Raw genomic sequence first — 19,728 nt, forward strand, 5'->3', positions numbered from 1 at the left:
GTGATGCGGACAGAAGAGATCGTCGTCGTCGGCGCGGGTCAGGCCGGCGGGGAGGCCGTCGCCGCGCTTCGCATGGCGGGTTTCGAGGGCGGTGTCACCTTGGTCGGCGACGAGCCGCATCTGCCCTACTCGCGGCCGCCTCTGTCCAAGGACTTCTTGCTGGGGGATGTGGGCACGGAGGTGCTGCTGCTGCGTCCCCCGCACTTCTACGAGAAGCACCGCGTGCGCACGTTGCTCGGCCGGACCGTCACGAAGCTGGACCGCGACCGCCGCACCATCACCCTCGACGACGGCGGCAGCCTCACGTACGGCACGCTGATCCTTGCCACCGGAGGTCACGCTCGCCGGTTGCGTGACCCGATGGCGGAGGCCGCGCCCAACGTCCATTACGTGCGGACGATCGCCGACATCGAGCGGCTGCGGCCCGAGCTCGTTCCCGGAGCGCGTCTTGCGGTCATCGGTGGTGGGTACGTCGGCCTCGAGATCGCCGCGGTGGGACGGAAGCTCGGCCTCGAGGTCACGGTCGTCGAGGCCGCGCCACGGCTCCTGGCGCGGGTCGCCGGCCCCGACATCTCCGCCTTCGTCCACCGCGTGCACACCGAGGAGGGCGTCGACATCCGGCTGGGCACCACCGTGACCGGATTCGTGCCGGGTGACAACGGCCGGGTCACCGCCGCGGTGCTGGCCGACGGCACGACGGTGGGCGCCGACGTCGTGGTGGTCGGCATCGGACTCGTGCCCCGGGACCAACTCGCGGCAGACGCCGGACTCGACGTGGCGGACGGAATCGTCGTCGACGAGTTCTGCCGCACCGGTGACGAGGCCATCTACGCCATCGGCGACTGCACCCGTCATCCGTGCGCCGAGCACGGCGGAATGAGGAGACTGGAGTCCGTGCAGAACGCTTCGGAGCAGGCACGCGTCGCCGCGGCGGCGATCACTGACGACCCGCGAGCGTACGCCGCCGTTCCGTGGTTCTGGTCGGACCAGTACGACCTGAAGCTGAGGTCGGTCGGCATAGCGGCCGACTACGACCAGACCGTTGTCCGCGGCTCACTCGACGAGGGCCGCTCGGCGGCGGTCTTCTATCTGAAGGCAGGACGGGTGAGGGCCGCCGAGGTGGTCTCCAGTCCACGTGACTTCGGCGCGGCGAAGAAGTTGGTCGCCCACCGCGCAGAAGTCGCTCCGGAGCGGCTCGCCGATCTCGGCACGCCGCTCAAGGACCTCCTCACGAGCCGCTGATCGCGCCGACTTCCGTGTATCGGTTCCAGAGTTCCAGCCACCGGCAGATCAGGAAGGCGCACCATGGGCAGCGAAAAGGCGTACTACGTGGTCCTCAACAACCCTGTAGAGGGTGAGGAGGAAAAGTTCGACCGCTGGACAGAGGATGTCCACATTCCCGAGGTCCTCGCGGTCGACGGTTTCGTCGCGGCCCAGCGGTACGAGCTCGCCGGGCCGCAGAGGTCGGCCGCGCCAGGGCCCTTCCGCTTCATGGTGATGTACGAGATCGACGGTGACCTCGCGACCGCGCTGGCGAACCTCGGTGCCGCTGCTCCGCACATGGACAAGAGCGTCTCCTCTCGACCCGACCGGCTCGCCTATGCGTTCGTCGAGCGGGGACCGCGTCGCGTCAGCTGAAACGGGCCGGGGACCGGCGCGGTGGCTGACGCCCCGTTTCCGGTCCCCGAGCCGCTGCGCCCGTGTCCCGCGAGAAACCCGGTCACGAGCCGCTGATCTCAGCGACCTTCCGCGCGATGTACCCGTTCCAGTCGCCGGCCCTCGCAACCAGCTCCTCGACGACCTTGTCGTCGGTGTAGACCATGAACTCGTTGCGCTCGACGGCGTCCGCGAGTCGCACGCCGACCTGGTCGGGCATCTTGGCGACGTAGGCGGCCCCGGGCGAACGAGTGACGGTCTCCGGCCCGAACGTGCGGACACCGGCCGAGATGTTCGTGCGCACCGGTCCCGGGCAGAGCAGTGTCACCCCGACGCCCTGCGGCTCCAGGTACAGCCGCAGCCCCTCGGTGATCTGGACGATCGCGGCCTTGGACGCGGCGTAGGGCTGGCGGTCGTAGGCGTAGGTGAAGAGTCCGGCGAACGACGCGGTGTTCACGATGTGCCCGCTGCCCTGCTTCAGGAAGTGGGGCACGAACACCGCATGGCTGCGCACGACGGAGAACAGGTTGACCTCGAGCACGCGCCGCCACTCGTCGATCGGCAGATGCTCAGGAAGCCCGCGAGTGAGCACACCGACGTTGTTCATCACCAGATCGACTCGGCCGAACGCCGCGAGCACCGCTTCACGCAGCGAGACGAAGGCGTCCTCGGCGCTCACGTCCGCCTGCTGCGGCTTCGCTGTCCCGCCCGCGGCGACGATCTCGTCGGCGACCTCGCGGGCACCGTCGGCGTCGAGATCGGACACGAGGACCGAAGCGCCGCGTCGTGCGAACTCCAGGGCGGCACCCCGGCCGATGCCACTCGCCGCGCCGGTGATGACGGCGGCACGTCCCTTCAGCTCCATGACTGTTCTCCTGGGCGGATCAGACCGCGACCATCAGACGGTCGGGACCGTGGATGGTGAAGTTCCGACGGAAGTCGACCTGTTCGGTGATTCTCAGGTCCGGGTAGCGGCGCAGCAGCTCCGCGATCGCGAGCTCGGCCTCCTGGCGAGCCAGCCATTGCCCGAGACAGGTGTGGATGCCGAACCCGAGGCCGATGTGCTGTCGTGCGTTCTTGCGCGTGACGTCCATGGTCTCCGGATCCTCGAACCGAGCCGGGTCGTGGTTGGCGGAGGCGAGCAGGAGCCGAACGGTCTCGCCGGCGCGGATCCGGAACCCGTTCAGCTCGGTGTCACAGGTGGCCGAGCGGTGGATGTTGTAGACGGACGGGCTGTAGCGGAAGAACTCCTCGACCGCGTTGCGCATGAGCTCCGGCCGGTCGCGAAGAAGGTCACGCTGGTCCGGATGCCGCTGGAGCGACACGACGGCGTTCGAGATCACGTCGTTGGTGTTGCCGCTCGTCATCATGGTGATGAAGATGGCGATCAGATCCTCGTCGTCCAGGAAAGTCCCCTCGTCGTCGGTCGAGACCAGCCGGCCGAAGAGATCCGTGGCTGCGGCCGGGTGCGCGCGGTGCCGGCGGATGACGTCGAGGACGTAGGAGCGGTAGTTCAGCATCGCCTCGTACGCCTCGTCGAGGTTGGCGTACATCGTGCCGATCCCCTTGCGGATCTCGGCCTGCCACGCGCGCAGCGTGCCCAGGTCGTAGTCCTCCACCCCGAGCAGCCGGCACACCACGCGGAACGGCAGCTGATAGGCGAACTCGCCGACGAGATCGAACTCGTGCTGTCCGCGAGCGTCGATGTCGTCGAGGAGCTCGCGCACCAGCGCCTCGACCTGGTCGCGCAACGTGGCGATGCTGGCCGCGGAGAACGACGCGTTGACGAAACGGCGGATGCGGGCGTGCTCCGGATCGTCGTTCTGGGTCATGCCGCGACTCTCGAACGCCGTGAGTGCCTGGAACTTCGCCAGGCCCTCGTCATCGAGCTCCGCCCGGCGAGCCAGCTCCCGCGTGCCCTTCGCCCGCACGGAGCTGTACGTCTCCGGGTCTCGGAGAACCTGCTTGACGTCGTCGTACCGGGAGACGGCGACGAGTGGTCCCACCCTCAGGATCGGCTTCTGTTCCCGGAGCGCCGCGAAGACCGGCCACGGGTCGTTGATCAGACTCTGGTCGCAGTCGAACAACCTCGCGACCGTGGCCTCGAGTTCGTCGGCAGCGATCGACGCGAGCGGCATTCGGCCTCCACAGCAACGCTCGAAACAATGCAATTATTCAACTAAATTACGGTAGCAGGGCTTCCCGTGCCCATGAAGGGCATTCCGTCAGGGGACACCCGGGTGCGCCCGGCCGACACCCGCGGTGGCGAGGTGGCCGGGCTGATGTCACGCCGGTACGGCGCTCAGTCGTCGAAGACGATGACACCGCGCAGATTCTTGCCGTCGAGCATGTCGGTGAAGCCCTGGTTGACCTGGTCGAGCCGGTAGCGCGAGGTCACCAGCTCGTCGAGGCGGAGCTTCCCGGCCTTGGCCATGCCCAGGAGCATCGGGACGTCGACGTGCGGCACGCACGCCCCGAAGAGCGATCCCGTGATCGACTTCTGGAAGAGCGTCAGTGCCGAGCCCGGCACCTGGATGGACGCTTCCATGAAGTCGTCGGAGACGCCGGTGAGGACGATCTGACCGCCCTTGCGGGTGAGCTCGAACGCCTGGCCCACCACGTCGGCGTGGACCACGCCCACGGTGATGACCGAGACGTCCACGCCGGCGCCGTGCGTGCGCTCCCACATGTCCGCGTGGGCCTCTTCCGCGGTCGCGTAGACCGCGTCGGCCCCCCACTTGGAAGCGACGCCGCGCTTCCACTCCACCGGCTCGATGACACCGACCAGGCCCGCATTGGCCTGGATTGCGGCCTGGACGGCATTGGCGCCGATGCCGCCGCACCCGTAGATCGCGACACTGTCGCCCGCCTTCACCTTGCCGACATTCACCACCGAGCCCCAGCCGGTCGTGACGCCACAGGTGACCAGGGACACCCACTCCCAGGGGATCGAGGGATCGACCTTCACGAGCGAGTACGTGCTCGCGACGAGGTACTGCGAGAAGGTGCCCAGGCCTGCCTGGCTGGAGTACTCGACACCGTCGGCGTCGCGGAAGCGGAAGCCGCCGCCGATCAACTCGCCGGTCATCATCGCCGCACCCAGGTCGCACAGGTTCCCCATGCCGCGGCGGCACCACTTGCACCGGCCGCACTCCGGGATCCAGGACACTGCGACGTGGTCACCCACCGCGAACTCGGTGACACCCGGGCCGACCTTCTCGACGATGCCGGCGCCCTCGTGGCCGCTCACCGCCGGCAGGCGCACACCACCGAACTTGACGTGCTTGTCGGAATGACAAAGACCCGCCACCTTCATGCGGACGAGCACCTCGCCCTCACGCGGGTCCTCCAGATCGAGTTGGACGACCTCGAAGTCCTGGTGCAGTCCCTTGAGCACTGCGGCCTTGGTCTTGACGGACATGGCTGGTCTCCTCTCAGGACGCCGGGAACGGCGTCAGCTGGATCTGGCGGTACTCCAGGTAGGCGTCGATCCCCTCGAGGCCACCCTCCCGGCCGAGACCGGACTTCTTCATGCCGCCCCACGGCTCGGTCATGATGCAGCCGGAGTCGTTGATGCTGACGGTGCCGCTCTGCAGCCGCCTGGCCAGCGCGATCCCGCGGTCGACATCCTTGGTGTGCACGCCGTTGCCCAACCCGAAGTCGGTGTCGTTGGCGATACGCACCGCCTCGTCGTCGCCGTCGTAGGTGAGGAGACTGATGACCGGGCCGAACACCTCCTCCCGCGCGATCCGCATGTCGTTGGTGCCCCCGTCGACGAGCGTCGGCTCGTAGAAGTAGCCGCGGTCCAGGGGGGGTGGGCGCCGGCCGCCTGTGACGATCAGCCCGCCGTCGTCCTTGGCCACCTGCACGTAGCGCTCCGCGCGCTCCCGCTGCTCTCGGGAGACGAGCGGGCCGATCAGCGTCTTGGGGTCGCTGGGGTCGCCGACGGGCAGCGATCCGAAGTAGTCGGCGAGGGCGTCGCGGAACCTGGCGTGCTTCGCCTTCGGCACCAGGATCCGGCTCTGGGTGGTGCAGACCTGCCCCGACTGGCCCAGACACGACGGGAGCACCTGCGGCAGGAAGTCATCGGGTTCCATGTCGTCGAGGACGATGGCCGCGGACTTGCCCCCCAGTTCGAGCGTGAGCCGGGTGAGGTTGTCGGCGGCGCTGCGCATGACGGCCTGCCCCGACGCGGTGCTGCCGGTGAAGGAGACGTGGCGGATCGCCGGGTGGGCGACGATGTGCCGGCCGAGCTCGCGTCCGCCGGGCAGGAAGCTCACCACGCCCGGTGGGAAGCCCGCGGACTCGAAGATCTCCGCGAGCGGGAAGGACACCAGCGGGCTCTCGGGCGACACCTTCACCACCACCGGGCAGCCGGCGATGAGCGCAGGGGCCACCTTGACCATGGTCAGGATCAAAGGTGCGTTCCAAGGAACGATCGCGGCGACCGGGCCCACCGGCTCGCGGTAGACCAGCGCCCGTCCCGCCGGTGTGTTACGGTCCTCCGTCTCCAGGGAGAGGGTGCGCCCGCGGTCGACGAAGTCTCCCACGATGGTGAGCGCGTGACGGCTCATGTACGGCGCGAACGCCGCTACGCCGCCCTGGTCCCGGGTGTAGAGCTCGGCGAACTCCTGCGAGCGGGCGCGGATGCCGTCGGCGACCTTGGCCAGCATGTCGGCGCGCTCGGCGGGAGTGAGACGCGGCCACGGACCCTCGTCGAAGGCCCGGGCAGCGGCGGCGATGGCGCGGTCCGCGTCGTCGGTGGTCGCATGCGGGATGACCCCGAGTATCTCCTCGGTGGCCGGGTTCTCGACCTCGATCCAGTCGTTGCCGGAAGACGAGACCCACTCGCCTCCCACCAGAATCTTGTCGTGCAGCGCATCAGCACGTGACGCTGTCGTCATGAGGTGTTCTCCTGTTTGTTGACGCTGGTGGGGGTCAGCGCTTGCGGTGGAAGCCCGGGTAGTCGCGGGACGCCTCGGCGTCGCAGCGCTCGCGGTAGGCTCCGACGCCGCCGGCGTACGGCATGAATATCCGCGGCTTCCCGGGCACGTTCGCGCCCAGGTACCACGAGTTGGCCTGCGGGTAGAGGGTGTGATTCGCCACCTCGTTGACGTGGGCCACCCACTCGGTCTCGGCGACACGGTCGGCCTCGACCCGCACGGCGCCCTCCGACCGGAGCCGGTCGAGGAAGTCCGCCACCCAGTCGACGTGCTGCTCGATCGAAACCACCATGTTGCTCAGCACGGACGGGCTGCCCGGACCGGTCAGCATGAAGAGGTTCGGAAACCCGGAGGTGGCCACCCCCAGGTACGTCTCGGGGCCGGCGGCCCACTTGTCCGTGAGCCTGACCCCGTCGACCCCGACGATGCCCAGGCGCGCGAGAGATCCCGTCATGGCGTCGTACCCGGTCGCGAACACGATGGCGTCGACCTCGTGTATCCGGTCGCCCACCTTGAGTCCTTGCGGGACGATCTCCTGGATCGGCTCGGCGCCGACGTCCACCAGTTCGACGTTGTCCCTGTTGAAGGTCGCGTAGTAGTCCGTGTCGACGCAGATGCGCTTGGCGCCGATCGGATAGGTGCTGGGGATGAGCCGGTCCGCGACCGCGGGGTCGTTCACGATCGAACGGATCTTGTCGGCGACGAAGTCCGCCACCACCTTGTTGGCCTCGCGGTTCACCAGCGCGTCGGGGAAGGTGCCCACGAAGCCCGCGCCGCCGGTCTTCCAGGCCCGCTCCAGCAACTCCCGTCGCTCGTCGTCCGGCATCTCGAGCAGGCTCTTGTCGGCCGCGTCGATGAGCGTACCGCCCGGCGAGTGCCGCATCTGCTCACGGACCTCGTCGTACCTCTCCATCGCGGCGGCGATCGTCTCAGGGGAGAGCGGGTGGTTGTGGGCGGGCACGCTGAAGCTGGGGGTGCGTTGGAAGACCGTCAGTCGGTCCGCCTGCTCGGCGATCACCGGGGTCGCCTGGATTCCGGACGAGCCGGTACCTATCAGGCCGACCCGCTTCCCGGTGAAGTCGACACCTTCCTTGGGCCACTGGCCGGTGTGGTACGTCGCGCCGCGGAAACTGTCGAGCCCGGGGATCGCCGGTGTCTGCGCCGACGAGAGGCAGCCGACGGCGGTCACGACGTACCGCGCGGTGACGGTGCGGCCGGTCTCGGTGGACACCTGCCACCTGTGGGAGGCCTCGTCGAAGACCACGGAGTCGACGCGTGTCGAAAAGCTGATGTCGCGGCGCAGGTCGAAGCGGTCGGCGACGTGCTGCAGATAGGCGAGGATCTCGGGTTGGGCCGGATAGCGCTCGGTCCAGACCCACTCCTTGGTGAGTTCCGGGGAGAAGGAGTAGGAGTAGAAAAGGCTCTCCACATCGCACCGGGCGCCCGGATAACGGTTCCAGTACCACGTGCCCCCGACGTCGGTGCCGGCCTCGAAGACGTGTGAGCTGAATCCGCGTCGGCGGAGCTCGTGCAGCATGTACAGGCCGGAGAATCCGGCACCGACCACGACCACGTCGTAGGTCTCGGGTTCGCTCCTGACCACCGTCACCGTGCCTCCTCCTGTGACTGGACACCGCGGATCGTCGCGGCCACGAGATCGAGAGCCACAGCACTGCCCGGCAGGATGTTGATCATCGAGAAGAAGCCGTGCATCTGGCCCTCACACAGGTGCAGCACGGTCGGCACGCCGGCCTTCTCCAGAGCCGCGGCGTAGGCCTCTCCCTCGACCCGGAGCACGTCGTGCTCGGCGACCAGCACGGTGGCCGGCGGGAGTGCGGACAGGTCCGCAGCCCGCAGTGGCGAGGCGTCCGGCTCGCATCGGCGCTCGGGCGACGCGTAGTGATCCCAGAACCACACCATCGACGCACGGTCGAGCATGAGCTGGTTCGCCGGATCGTGGTACTGCGGCGCGTCCAGGTCGGAGTCGGTGACCGGGTAGATCAGGATCTGGTGCGCCAGCTTCGGCGCCTTCCGGTCGCGCGCGCGCCTGGCGATCACGGCGGCGAGGTTGCCACCCGCGCTGTCGCCGGCCACCACCACCGGCACATCGCTTCCTGCGATCTCGCAGAGGTGCCCGGTGACCCATTCCAGAGCGCGCCAGGCGTCGTCGACAGCGGCCGGGTACGGGTGCTCCGGCGCCTTGCGGTAGTTCACCAGGACGACCGTCGAGTCGCTCGCGTTCGCGAGCTTGCGTCCGAGGGTGTCGAACCCGTCGATGTCGCCGACAACCCAGCCGCCGCCGTGGAAGTAGACCACCACGGACGCAACCTGAGCGGCCGGCCGGATGACGCGCAGGCCGAACCTGGAGCCGTCCTCCGCCGTCAGCGTGTGGTCGTGGACCGCGGCGACCTCGGGACCCGGGCCGATCATCTGTGTGATCGCGGCCCCGGACTGCCGCGCCTCGGCCGGGGAGAGCTCCGTCATGGGCGGGCTGCCTGAGGCCGCCATCTGGGAGAGAAAGGCCTGCGTGGCCTGGTCGAGCGTCATAGGTGCCTCCTTAGAGCGCTCAGACTGGCCGATCGGCGTGACTCGGGTCATTGGACAGGTGGCCATGAATGGCCTGCCCGGGCGCGCCAAATGGCGCTCCTCACACGTTGTCCCTCAGTCGCTGGATGATGAGCGCAACCAGGAGACGGCTGCGTCCGTAGGGAACGCCGATCTGGAAGCCGAGTTCGGCCTCGGCGCGGGCGACCCGATGGGCCACGGAGTTGTGATGGAGATGGAGCACGGCGGCCGCCTGCCGGATGGAGCCGGTCGCGGCGACGGTCTCGAGCGTGCAGCGCATGTCGTCCCCGCCGGCCTGCTCGACGAGTCGGTCCAGCGCGGCAACGTCGGGGTGGTATGCCAGCCGTAGCCGCTCCACCGGCAGGTGTTCGGCCAGGATCGCCCAGGCTCCGAGGTCCGCGAAGTCGACGATCGTCGCCTCCGTGAAGGCCCGCTGCGGGCCGCCGTGCGAGCTGCGGAGCGCATAGCGCAGGGCGACCCGTGCCTGGTGCCATGCACGGGGCAGCTCGTGCCAGTCGTACGCGCTGCCGAAGCCCATCCGACCGCGGCGGGGTATCGGGAGCTCGCTGTCCGGCGGGCCGGCGAGAACGAGCGCGAGCCGTGACCCGATCCGCCCAGCGCGCAGCACCGTCTCCGCCGGCAGGGCCGAGAGCAGGTCGGCGTCGGTGGACGGCGGGCCGTCGTACGCCGCGACGACGACCTGCCGGGCCGGGCTGAGCTCGAGCACGCGCAGGGCGCGTGCCCGCCCGACCTCGTCGGCGCCCGCACTCAGCACGACTTCGAGCGCGGTCGTCGGATCGATGACCGGGCGCGGATCGCGAGCCTGCCGCAGCGCGACCCCTGCGGCGACCCAGAGTCGTTCCACCACAAGCTCCACATGCGCCTCCGGCAGGCAGCAGCCGGCCACCCAGACCTCTGTGCCGTCGGCCAGCAGCGCGCCCCGCCGCTCCTCGGGACGGGTCGCCGACCACTCCCCCGTGCCGTCGACGGCCCGGTGGTTCCGGCCGTCCGCGGTCGACATCCCGGCCAGGCACTCGCCCTCACGCGCGGCGGCGGCGAGGACGTCGTCGAGCGAAGCCGATCCGGCGATGAGCCTGTCGAAGACCCTGACGACCGCGAGCACCCGCTCGGGGGCGAGCTCCCCCGGCGCCTCGGCGATACTCGGCATCTCGGCACCCATGCCACACACTCCACACTCTCCGCGGCTCACCGTCAGCAGGCTGCGGACTCAAGTTCGACGTGGATCGTCCTGTCACTCCTGCCCGAGGGCCCGCATCGCCGCCCTCGCGTACTCCTGCTTGCGCCGGTCACTGACGAGGTAGGACGGCGGCGCCAGGAACGCGACGTCCTTCGGGAGGCCGTCGGGGCCCTTGGCAGCCCACATCTGGCGAGCCTGCTCCGTGGTGCCATAGACCGCGATCTCGTCGAGCATCCGGTCCGACACCGCCGTCGCCATCGCATCGCTGTCCCGCTGTTTGAAGGCCGCCCGGATCCGCGAAGTCTCCTCCTGCCAGCCATGAGCGTCCACGAACGGGTCGTACGTCGCCACAGTCAGGTAGAACGCGATCATGCGTCGGGCGTCCAGCGCCGCCCTGTCCGGGTCGTCGTCGTCGACCGCCGTCACGACCCAGCCGTACTCCAGCATCTCCTGGCTCCGGCCGGCCTTCTGGGCCGCCGTCGCGAACTCGCTGCGGACGACGTCGTTCCACCAGCGTCTGGTGAACAGGCCGTGCCCGACCACCCCGTCGGCCTTCCGTCCCGCCATGCGGAGCATTCCGCCGTTGAACGCGCCGACGAGGAACGGCACGTCGACGCGTCCGAGCACCGGGGCCCCGATTCTGGCGTTGACGTCGTAGAACGTGCCCGAGTAGCTGACGGTCTCACCGTTCTCGGCCGTGAGGTAGGCCCGGATGACGTCGATGCACTCGCCGAGCCGCGTGGCGGGCCGGTCCGCTTCCACGCCGAACCAGTCCCGGTTGATCGAGTAGGCGCCTGTGCCCAGCCCGATGAAGATCCGGTCGCCGGCCCGCTTGTGGAGCTGACGGATCGCGGCGGCGTGTGCGAAGGGTGACCGTGAAAAGGCGTACGCGATCGCGGTGCCGATGCGGGCGTCACTCGTCGACAACGCCATCTCGGCCAGGGAGACGTAGGCCTCATGGTCGACGAAGTCACCGGTGCAGAACGCCTCGACGCCAGTACTGGTTGCTTCTGTGGCGAACTTCGGGCCCTGCCACGGGATGCCGAGACTGACCACCAGGCCTCCTCCACTTGTCACCGATGCTGCAATAATACTATTTAGTTTAATGATTGGCACTACCCTGCTGCGGTAGGTGCGTGCCACCGGTCGCGGCGCATCGGCGTCGGCGGCCAGCCGATCCCGAGACCGATAGGCCGAGAAAGGACCACGTCATGACCGAGGACCCTGCCGAAAGTCCCTACGCGACCCTGCCCGACGACGGACGCCCGCACGATGTCGCAGTGGGCCACGCGCTCATCACGATGGTCGAGCCGCACGTGGGCCACGAGCGCGCGTACAACCGGTGGTACGAGGACGACCATTTCTTCTCGGGCGCGCTTTTCGAGCCGTGGCTGTTCGCGGGGCGGCGCTGGGTCGCGACGTACGACCTCCAGCAGCTGCGCTACCCCAAGGACTCCACCAGTGTCGCCGAGCCGATCACCAAGGGCTGCTACCTGGGCACCTACTGGATCACCCCCGGCCGCCTCGAGGACCACAAACAGTGGACGTTCGCCGTCAACCGCAGGCTCGTCGCCGAGGACCGCATCAACCACGACCGTGACCACGTCTTCACCTCGTTCCAGGACAAGGCCGTCACGGTCTACCGGGACCAGGGCGTCCCCAACGAGGTGTTCAGTCTGATGGACCCGGCGCCCGGGCTCGTCCTCGAGGTGGTCGACGCACCCACCGCCGCCGCACGCGACGAACTCGAGAAGTGGCTCGGGCAGGAGCATCTGCCGTCGCGCGTGACGCCGGGCGGCCCGGTGTCGAGCGCAATGGTGTTCCGTACGAACGGGCCCGACTCCGGCATGAAGCCCGAGGTACGAGCCCGCCTCGCGAAGGTGGCGAACGACGGCCGGCGACTCACTGTCCTGTGGTTCCTCACCGAGGACCCGCGCGACTGCTGGGACTTCTTCACCACCGAAGGGGACCTCGTCGGCCGGGGCGGCCACGGTGACCTCTCCCTGATCGCGCCCTTCATCCCGTCGAAGATGGGCACCAACACCTACGACGACCAGCTGCGCGCGCCAACGAGCTGACGGCACGACGAGGCCCGGCTCAGCGGCACTCGACCGCTCAGCCGGGCGCACGTCCCTCAGCCGAGGTGGTAGTCCTCGGGTTGGGGCTTGACGAAGAAGGCGTGGTAGTCCTCCACTCGCCAGGCCGCATTGACCTGGGACCGGCCCCACTCGTTGACGTAGTAGTTGCGGTCCTTGGAGGCCGGGTCGCTCCAGATGAGCGTCTCCGCCACGGCGTCCATCTCGGCGTTGTACTTCTCGTACACCTGCTTGCGGACCTCGATGCGGTCGTGACCGTTTTCGAGCATCATCACGATCGACTGGCACACGTACCGCGACCACACCTCGATCCAGGAAGGGATCGAGCCGTTGCGCGGCTGCGAGTTCGGCCCGTACAGCATGAAGAAGTTCGGGAAGTCGGGGACGGCGACGCCCAGGTAGGCCATCGGGCCGGGGGCCTCCTCCCACCTTTTGTCGAGCCTGGCTCCTCCGACCCCCCTGTACACCGTCGGGAAGAGGTACTTCGTGACCGCGAATCCGATCGCCGCCACGATCACGTCGACCTCGCGCTCGGTGCCGTCGGCCGTGACGATGCCGGTCGGCGTGATCCGCTCGATGCGGTCGGTGACGAGCTCCACGTTGTCACGCAGCAGCGACGCGTACCAGCCGTTGTCGACGACGAGCCGGCGGGCGACGGGGACGTAGTCGGGGACGAGCTTGGCCATGAGCTCCTTGTCGCCGCCGACCTGGGTCTCGATGTACTTCGTGAGGCTCGCGGCGAGTTCCTTCAGTTCCTCGGAGGCCTCGAACCGCTCCTCGGGTCCGCTGGCCTTCTCCTGCAGCCCCTGCGACGAGATGCCGAACGACAGCATCTCGTAGGAGTACCAGTTCCAGTAGTACGGCATGTTGTCGAGCAGCCAGCGCACCTCCGGCTCGATCGGGGCGCCGTAGTTCTCGCGGGGGCTGATCCACTGTGGCGTGCGCTGGTGGACGTAGACCTGACCGGCCTTCTCGGCGACCTGCTTCAGCAGTTGCACGCCGGTCGAGCCGTTGCCGATCACGGCGACCCGCTTCCCGGCGAGGTCGATGTCGGGCGACCACTGCGTGGTGTGGAGGACGCGGCCCTCGAACGTGTCGGCGCCCGGAATGTCCAGGGTGCGCGGAACGCCGAACAGACCGGCGCCGCTGATCACGATGTTCGCCTCGACGACTTCCGGAACGCCGTCACGGGTGACCGTGAGGCGCCACCGGTGCTCCTCCTCGTCCCACACGGCCTCGGTGACGTCGGCGCCGAAGTGGATGTGGGGCCTGATGCCGAACGTGTCGGCGACGTGGTCGAGGTACCGGCGGACCTCGCCCTGCCGGGCGAAGTACTCGCTCCACGGGTAGTTCTTCACGAAGCTGAACTGGTAGGTGAAGTTCATCGTGTCGGTCCGGGCATCGGGATAGGTGTTGATGCTCCACGTGCCGCCGACCTCGTGACGACGCTCGTAGACGTCGTACGGTATCCCGAGTCGCTCCAGCTGAACGGCGGTGCCCAGGCCGCTGAACCCCGTGCCGATGACCGCCACGCGGAAGCCCTCGGGCACCACCGGCCCGTCCGTCCAGTTCGCGGCGCGCGGTATTTCCTCGAACGCCGGCATCGCGCGCCGGTAGGCGAAGGCCCGGTCCGACAGCGTCTCTCCCCGCATCAGGCTCATCATCCGACGCAGCTCGTCATCCGTCGGCACCGTCGGGACGAAGCCCTCCGCCTTGGTCCGGAGGAACTCGAGTGCCTTCTGCTTCAGCTCCTCCTGGCGGTCGGGGGCGACCGTGAGGACGGTGTTGAGCCCGCCGCGGACCTTCACCTTCTCCAACGGGAGCTCGGCGAGCTCTTCGTCGCCGGTCGCCTGGTAGAGCGCCATGCGCAGCACATTGAGGTTCGCCGAGTCAACGGCCTTCCGCGCGAGATTCTCGTCCACCATGTTCCTTCTTCTGCCTGTTCTGTCGTGGAGCCGTCGTCATCAATAGGTGAGGTTCATGGCCACGGGGCCGCGCAAGGTGAAGTTGCGGGCCCACTCGACCTCACCCTCGAGCGCAAGCCCCGGGTAGCGGCGGAGCAGCGCGCCGATCGCCAGCTCCGTCTCGAGGCGCGCGAGCCAGATGCCCAGGCAGGTGTGAATGCCGTAGCCCATGCCGAGGTGCTTGCGCGCGTCCTCCCGTGTGACATCGAGCGTGTCGGGGTTCTCGAAGACACTCTCGTCGCGGTTCGCCGAGGCGAGCAGGAGGCGGACCGTCTCCCCCTTCTTGACGGAGAACCCACCGATCTCGCAATCCCGCGTGGCGACGCGGTGCACCGCGTGCACGGAGGAGCAGTAGCGCAGCAGCTCGCTGACCGCGTTGTCGAGCCTGCCCGGATCGTCGGCGAGGAGGGCACGCTGCTCGGGGTGCCTGAGCAACTCGATGATCCCGTTCGCGATGAGGTTGGTCGTCGTCTCGTGCCCGGCGAAGAGCAGCAGGGTGAACATCGCCACCAGCTCCTGGTCGGTCAGGAACTCGCCGTCCGCGTCGGCGGACACCAGCTGGGCGAAAAGGTCCGTGGCGGTCTTCGCGCCGCGACTTCGCTCGATCAGCCCCGAGACGTACTCCTGAAAGCTGGTGACCGCATCGTAGGCGGCGTCGATGTTGGCGTAGCTCGTCCCGATGGCGACGGCGATGTGGTCGGACCACTCGCGGATCTTGGCCGCGTCCTTGACCTCGGCGCCGAGGAGGTCGCAGATCACCAGAAGAGGCAGCTTGTAGGCGAAGTCGGAGATGAGCTCCAGGCGGCCCGGCGTCGAGGCCTCGGCGGCATCGAGCAGGTCGTCGCAGAACTCCTGGATCCGGTCACGCATCTTCAGGATGCGCGGCCGCGAGAACGTCGCCTTCACGAAGCGCTGAAGCCTTGCGTGTTCGGGGTCGTCGAGCTGTACCAGCCACAGGTCTTCGTTGGCCAGTACGGCGTCGAGCTTCCGGTTCTGCTCCGGGGTGATCCCCTCTCGGACCAGCGCCACTCGTGAACCGTCCGTCCGCACCGACGACAACGCCTCCGTGTCGCGCAGCGCCTGCTTGACGTCCTCGTAGCGCGCCACCACCACCATAGGGCCCCACCGATGGACGGGAAGGTCCGCGCGCAGCGCCGCGTAGGCCGGATACGGGTCGGCCAGCGCTTCGGGCTCGAGCCGGAAGAGCCGGTCGGCGAGCGCGCCGGCGTAGTTCGCGGCATCGGTCACGGTCATGTCCGATCCACCTCCGGGATCACGTACTGGCGAGGGCGGCGGGCCGCTGCCGGTCAGTGACCCAGCGGCACATCATTGTCTATCCTAGATATATCATCTAACCTTTTCAATGGTCAGTGACCGGTCCGCCGAACACGTCAGACGATGGAGCAACCTGGAGGTGCAGGAAAATGGCATCCGGAACCGGTCCTCCCACGCCCCGTACCGACCTTGGACGCATCCGTCTGCACGACCCTGCCGCCCTGCGACGGCCGCACGAGCTCTGTCGCGCAGAGCGGCAGCTGTGCGGGGCGGTGCACTGGAACGAAGACTTCGCCTCCTTCGTGGTGCTCGGGGCGGCAGAGGTCAAGGAGGTGCTCCGACAGCCTGAGGTGTTCTCGTCCAGCAACTCGCGTGGCGGGGCGGCGATGGCAGTCGAGGACCAGGTGCGCGAGACCGCCGTCAAGGCACCGGACATGCAGGACCTGGTCGCGCGGGGTTACGGCCGGAACCCCGGCGTCCGCGCCGGCTCCAACGCCGACCCGCCCCGGCACACCGTGCAGCGCACGCTCATCTCTCCGGCGTTCAGCCCACGGCGTGTCCGCCCCTTCGGGTCCGACATCGAACGGGTCGCGGCCGGCCTCCTGAACGACCTCGATCGACACGTGGGCCGAGAGCAACCGGTCGACCTGGTTCGTACCTTCACCTCCCCGCTCCCCCTGCGCGTACTCGCCGCGGTACTGGGCATCGAACCCGAGCGTGTGGACGACTACGCCCGCTGGTCCGTCGGACTGCTCAAGCCTGTCGGCCGCATCGCCGTGGAACCCGACGAGTTCGACGACATGGTCCGGTGCCGCAAGGAGTTCGACCGCTACTTCACCGACCTGATCGACGACCGCCTGGCCCGTCCGCGTGACGACTTCATGACGGACTTCGCCCGTGGTGCCACCAGTGGCGCCGAGCCGCTGAGCCTTGACGAGATGCTGGCACTGATCGAGCAGTTCGTGATCGCCGGCCACGAGACGACGACGAAGCTGCTGGGCAACATGCTCTTGCTGCTCACCGAACACCCCGGCCTGGCGGATCGCCTGCGAACGGACGCAGACGCGCTCGACTCCATGATCGACGAGACGCTGCGGCTGGAGGGACCCGCACAGGTGCTCAACCGGGTCGCCCTCGCGGACACCGTCGTGGGCGGCGTCGAGATCCCCGCAGGCGCGCCCGTGATGGTGTTCCTCGGCGCGGCCAACCGCGATGACGCCACCTTCCCACGACCGGACCGGCTCGAGCTCCACCGACCAGGCGGGCGAGGGCACATGGGCTTCGGCTTCGGGATCCACTTCTGCGTCGGTCACGCTCTGGCCCGCCTGGAGGCACAGGTCGGCATCGCGCGATTCCTCGAACGATACGACTTCACCCTCCCGGCCGGCATGGATCGCGACAGCGTGTGCTTCGTCCCCTCCTTCGCCATGCACGGGCCGCTCGAGTTGCCTGCCCTCCTCACGCAGCGGCCGGGTGACGCATGAACCGCGTCGCCGTCGTCACCGGGGCGAGCCGTGGCATCGGGCGGGCGACGGCCGAACTGCTCGCCCAGGAAGGCTGGCACGTCGCGGTCAGCGACCTGTCCGCCGACACCCTCGGCGCCGTACTCGACACCATCGGCACCAAGGGCGGCGCGGCCACCGCCCTCGCGGCCGACCTCACCGACGCCGCGCAGGTGACCGCACTCGCCGAGCAGGCGTGGGCCCTCCGGCCCGACCACCTCGCACTGGTCAACAACGCCGCGTTCCTGCCGCCCGAGGCGATCGCCGGCGACACGGATCTGCTGTCCACCGAGGACTGGATCTGGGACGGCGCGTGGCGGGTGAACGTCCGCGGCACGATGAGCCTGTGCCGGGCGCTGCTGCCGGGAATGCTGGACCGGGGCGCGGGCGCGATCGTCAACATCGTGTCGATGCTCGGCCTGCAGCCGCTGCCGGGACAACAGATCGCGTACACCACCAGCAAGGCGGCCGTCACGATGCTGACCCGCCACCTCGCGGTGACGTACGGCGCCCGCGGGATCCGCTGCAACGCGGTCGCACCGGGGTCGATCCTCACCGAGAACCAGCGGGCGACATATGACGACGACGCCTTGGCGAAGAAGCTGGAACGCTACCCCGCCACCAGGCTCGGAACACCTGAGGACATCGCCGCCGCGGTCGCCTTCCTGCTCGCCCCCGCCGCCGGGTTCGTGAACGGGCAGGTTCTCACCGTCGACGGCGGAGTCACCACCCAGCTCGCCCTGTGAAGCACTGCCATCCGTTCCTGACCCGTGGGGGCTCCCGTGATTCCGAAGATCGGGCTCAACTACGTCCCGCTGCACCACTCCCTGCTCGTCGAAGGCGGCCGGCTCGCCGAGCAGCTCGGATTCGAGGGGGTATGGCTCGGAGAGCACATCATCACGCCCTTCGAGGACGACTCGCGCTATCCGGGCGAAAAGCTCCCGTTCACGCATGACTCGCCCTTCCTCGAGCCATTGGTGGTTCTGGGCGCGCTCGCCGTGACGACGAGGAGGCTGCGCCTGGGCACCGGCGTGCTCATGGCCCCGGTAAGGGACCCGTTCCTGACCGCTCGGGAGCTCGCCACCGTCGACGCGCTGTCGGACGGACGTCTCGACGTCGGCCTCGGTCTCGGCTGGTCCCGTGAGGAGTACGCCATCCTGGGCCGCGACTGGCACAAGCGCGGCAAGCGGATGGACGAGTTCGTGCACGTCCTGCGCGCCCTCTTCGATCCCGACGTGTGCGAGTTCCACGGCGAGCTCCTGGACATGCCGAAGATGGGCTTTGCTCCCCGGAGCCCGCAGGGTCTGCGGCCGCCGTTGCATCTGGGCGGTCACACGCCACGCGCCTTGCAGCGCGCAGCGCTGCTCGGCGACGGGTGGTACGGCGGCTCCGCGGCGGTGAAGGACGCGGCCCAGTACGTCGACACCATCACCCGGCACCGTCTCGATGCCGGACTCAGCATGGAGGGATACCAGTTCAGCGTCGTCCTGCTGCACCGGCCGACCCGCGGGGAGCTCGAGACGCTCAGTGCAGCCGGCGTGCATCGCGCCGTGATCACTCCGTGGCGCCGGGCCGACGGACCGGCGCACCCCGGTGAGTTCGACGACCTCGACCCGGTACGCGCGCTCGCGAAGGAGATCGGCCTCGGCGAGTAGGCGAAGAGGGTGGTCCGGCCGCTCGCCGGACCACCCTCTCCGCGGATCACATCGCGTCCGTCTGCTTGCGGATCCCGGCGCTCTCCTCCTCGACGACCCGCGCGAGCAACTGCCCGCTCGGCATGCCGACACTGGTGGCGAACTGCACAGCGACCTCCTCCAGCTCCTCTGGGCCGAGGTCACCGCTGTCCAGGGCTCCCGTCACATGGATGCGCAACGGCATCTCGTGGCCGGCGAGTGCCGTCGACACCAGGCTCAGCACACGACGGTCACGGAACGTCAGCACGCCCCGGTTCCACAGCTCACCCCAGACGAACTCGTTCACGGCCCGATGGAACCGGCCGTCCCGCTCGGGCAACGGCCGGCGTACGACCTCGGCGTACACCTCGGCCGGAGAGCGGTCGGCCGCCGCCGGCGCGCCCGGCGCTTCCTCCACGACGTCCGCATGCTCACGGACCAGGGCTTCCCACACCCGTGTGATGCACTCGTCGAGCCGCACCGCCCGGGGATACCCCTGGTAGGCGGAGAGATGCAGCGCCACTTCCCGCAACTCCGCGAGACTCAGTACGCCCGCGGCGAGAGCGCCGCGCACGTCCGCCTCCAGCACCGACCCGGCTCCGACACCAGTGTCCGCGGCGATGGCGAGCAGCACGCGCTCCCGCCTTCCCAGGCCACCGTGCTCCTGGACGTTACGGGCGATGAAGCCCTGCAGACAGACGGCGTTCAGGGGAGTTGACACCGCGCTCTCCTTCGCATTCCTTCCGGCTGTCGTACGCGACGCCGCTTTCCAGCCGACCAGAGTTCGCCATGCGAGCAAGTATTCGACATCCGCGACGAACCACCGGGCGCGATGCGGTCGAGCCCGAACCGCCCG

The 19,728-nt window shown here is 68.7% G+C and carries 17 protein-coding genes; 6 read left to right on the plus strand and 11 right to left on the minus strand.

The window, feature by feature from the left end; all coding sequences use genetic code 11:
- Positions 1–3: 3 nt before the first annotated feature.
- Entirely contained in the window at positions 4–1,242 is a 1,239-nt protein-coding gene (locus GV126_RS06630; RefSeq protein ID WP_159673384.1) for an NAD(P)/FAD-dependent oxidoreductase, read from the plus strand.
- A gap of 63 nt (positions 1,243–1,305) precedes the next feature.
- Positions 1,306–1,638: a DUF4286 family protein gene (locus GV126_RS06635; protein WP_159663543.1), complete on the plus strand. Its 333-nt coding sequence runs from the start codon at positions 1,306–1,308 to the stop codon at positions 1,636–1,638.
- 82 nt (positions 1,639–1,720) lie between these two features.
- On the opposite strand, the gene GV126_RS06640 is transcribed toward GV126_RS06635, so the two are convergent.
- The 8 genes from GV126_RS06640 to GV126_RS06675 form a co-directional block, all read right to left on the minus strand.
- Positions 1,721–2,521, minus strand: coding sequence for an SDR family NAD(P)-dependent oxidoreductase (locus GV126_RS06640; protein WP_159663545.1), 801 nt, complete (start codon positions 2,519–2,521; stop codon positions 1,721–1,723).
- Between the two features lie 19 nt (positions 2,522–2,540).
- Complete coding sequence (locus GV126_RS06645; RefSeq protein WP_159663547.1) at positions 2,541–3,794, minus strand: cytochrome P450; 1,254 nt, start codon at positions 3,792–3,794, stop codon at positions 2,541–2,543.
- A gap of 164 nt (positions 3,795–3,958) precedes the next feature.
- The gene (locus GV126_RS06650) at positions 3,959–5,077 is read right to left on the minus strand and encodes an NDMA-dependent alcohol dehydrogenase (RefSeq protein ID WP_159663549.1); all 1,119 of its coding nucleotides are present in this window, start codon (positions 5,075–5,077) and stop codon (positions 3,959–3,961) included.
- Between the two features lie 13 nt (positions 5,078–5,090).
- Positions 5,091–6,560, minus strand: a complete 1,470-nt coding sequence (locus GV126_RS06655; protein WP_159663551.1) for an aldehyde dehydrogenase family protein — start codon at positions 6,558–6,560, stop codon at positions 5,091–5,093.
- 34 nt (positions 6,561–6,594) lie between these two features.
- Complete coding sequence (locus GV126_RS06660) at positions 6,595–8,208, minus strand: flavin-containing monooxygenase (protein ID WP_328707328.1); 1,614 nt, start codon at positions 8,206–8,208, stop codon at positions 6,595–6,597.
- A complete protein-coding gene (locus GV126_RS06665; protein WP_159663553.1) occupies positions 8,205–9,146 on the minus strand; it encodes an alpha/beta hydrolase in 942 nt (313 codons plus the stop codon). Before GV126_RS06665 ends, GV126_RS06660 begins: the two co-directional genes overlap by 4 nt.
- A gap of 100 nt (positions 9,147–9,246) precedes the next feature.
- Positions 9,247–10,344, minus strand: a complete 1,098-nt coding sequence (locus tag GV126_RS06670) for a PucR family transcriptional regulator (protein ID WP_159663555.1) — start codon at positions 10,342–10,344, stop codon at positions 9,247–9,249.
- A 72-nt stretch (positions 10,345–10,416) separates the two neighbouring features.
- Positions 10,417–11,439, minus strand: a complete 1,023-nt coding sequence (locus GV126_RS06675) for an LLM class flavin-dependent oxidoreductase (protein WP_236569903.1) — start codon at positions 11,437–11,439, stop codon at positions 10,417–10,419.
- A gap of 134 nt (positions 11,440–11,573) precedes the next feature.
- Between GV126_RS06675 and GV126_RS06680 the strand changes: the two genes are divergently transcribed.
- Positions 11,574–12,440, plus strand: a complete 867-nt coding sequence (locus GV126_RS06680; protein ID WP_159663557.1) for a hypothetical protein — start codon at positions 11,574–11,576, stop codon at positions 12,438–12,440.
- Between the two features lie 56 nt (positions 12,441–12,496).
- Here GV126_RS06680 and GV126_RS06685 read toward each other — a convergent pair whose 3' ends face one another.
- A complete protein-coding gene (locus GV126_RS06685) occupies positions 12,497–14,383 on the minus strand; it encodes a flavin-containing monooxygenase (RefSeq protein ID WP_159663559.1) in 1,887 nt (628 codons plus the stop codon).
- A gap of 39 nt (positions 14,384–14,422) precedes the next feature.
- Positions 14,423–15,670: a cytochrome P450 gene (locus GV126_RS06690; protein ID WP_159663561.1), complete on the minus strand. Its 1,248-nt coding sequence runs from the start codon at positions 15,668–15,670 to the stop codon at positions 14,423–14,425.
- A 122-nt stretch (positions 15,671–15,792) separates the two neighbouring features.
- Between GV126_RS06690 and GV126_RS06695 the strand changes: the two genes are divergently transcribed.
- From GV126_RS06695 to GV126_RS06705, 3 genes are read left to right on the plus strand one after another with little or no spacing between them, the layout of a single operon-like run.
- The gene (locus GV126_RS06695) at positions 15,793–17,181 is read left to right on the plus strand and encodes a cytochrome P450 (RefSeq protein ID WP_159663563.1); all 1,389 of its coding nucleotides are present in this window, start codon (positions 15,793–15,795) and stop codon (positions 17,179–17,181) included.
- Positions 17,178–17,945: an SDR family NAD(P)-dependent oxidoreductase gene (locus GV126_RS06700; protein ID WP_159663565.1), complete on the plus strand. Its 768-nt coding sequence runs from the start codon at positions 17,178–17,180 to the stop codon at positions 17,943–17,945. The genes GV126_RS06695 and GV126_RS06700 overlap by 4 nt, the downstream gene beginning before the upstream one ends.
- Positions 17,946–17,981: 36 nt before the next feature.
- Positions 17,982–18,854 carry a TIGR03619 family F420-dependent LLM class oxidoreductase gene (locus GV126_RS06705; RefSeq protein ID WP_159663567.1) on the plus strand — a complete coding sequence of 291 codons (873 nt, stop codon included), beginning with the start codon at positions 17,982–17,984 and terminating at the stop codon, positions 18,852–18,854.
- A 46-nt stretch (positions 18,855–18,900) separates the two neighbouring features.
- On the opposite strand, the gene GV126_RS06710 is transcribed toward GV126_RS06705, so the two are convergent.
- On the minus strand, positions 18,901–19,593 hold the full coding sequence (locus tag GV126_RS06710) for a carboxymuconolactone decarboxylase family protein (protein ID WP_159663569.1): 693 nt from the start codon (positions 19,591–19,593) through the stop codon (positions 18,901–18,903).
- Positions 19,594–19,728: the final 135 nt, after the last annotated feature.

This window comes from Streptomyces mexicanus, assembly GCF_902506575.1.
In the GTDB taxonomy this organism is placed as follows: Bacteria; Actinomycetota; Actinomycetes; order Streptomycetales; family Streptomycetaceae; genus Streptomyces; species Streptomyces mexicanus.

Coding starts and splice junctions, on each gene's coding strand:
- GV126_RS06630 (WP_159673384.1), top strand. CDS start 4: ATGCGGACAGAAGAGATCGTCGTCGTCGGCGCGGGTCAGGCCGGCGGG.
- GV126_RS06635 (WP_159663543.1), top strand. CDS start 1,306: ATGGGCAGCGAAAAGGCGTACTACGTGGTCCTCAACAACCCTGTAGAG.
- GV126_RS06640 (WP_159663545.1), bottom strand. CDS start 2,521: ATGGAGCTGAAGGGACGTGCCGCCGTCATCACCGGCGCGGCGAGTGGC.
- GV126_RS06645 (WP_159663547.1), bottom strand. CDS start 3,794: ATGCCGCTCGCGTCGATCGCTGCCGACGAACTCGAGGCCACGGTCGCG.
- GV126_RS06650 (WP_159663549.1), bottom strand. CDS start 5,077: ATGTCCGTCAAGACCAAGGCCGCAGTGCTCAAGGGACTGCACCAGGAC.
- GV126_RS06655 (WP_159663551.1), bottom strand. CDS start 6,560: ATGACGACAGCGTCACGTGCTGATGCGCTGCACGACAAGATTCTGGTG.
- GV126_RS06665 (WP_159663553.1), bottom strand. CDS start 9,146: ATGACGCTCGACCAGGCCACGCAGGCCTTTCTCTCCCAGATGGCGGCC.
- GV126_RS06670 (WP_159663555.1), bottom strand. CDS start 10,344: ATGGGTGCCGAGATGCCGAGTATCGCCGAGGCGCCGGGGGAGCTCGCC.
- GV126_RS06680 (WP_159663557.1), top strand. CDS start 11,574: ATGACCGAGGACCCTGCCGAAAGTCCCTACGCGACCCTGCCCGACGAC.
- GV126_RS06685 (WP_159663559.1), bottom strand. CDS start 14,383: ATGGTGGACGAGAATCTCGCGCGGAAGGCCGTTGACTCGGCGAACCTC.
- GV126_RS06700 (WP_159663565.1), top strand. CDS start 17,178: ATGAACCGCGTCGCCGTCGTCACCGGGGCGAGCCGTGGCATCGGGCGG.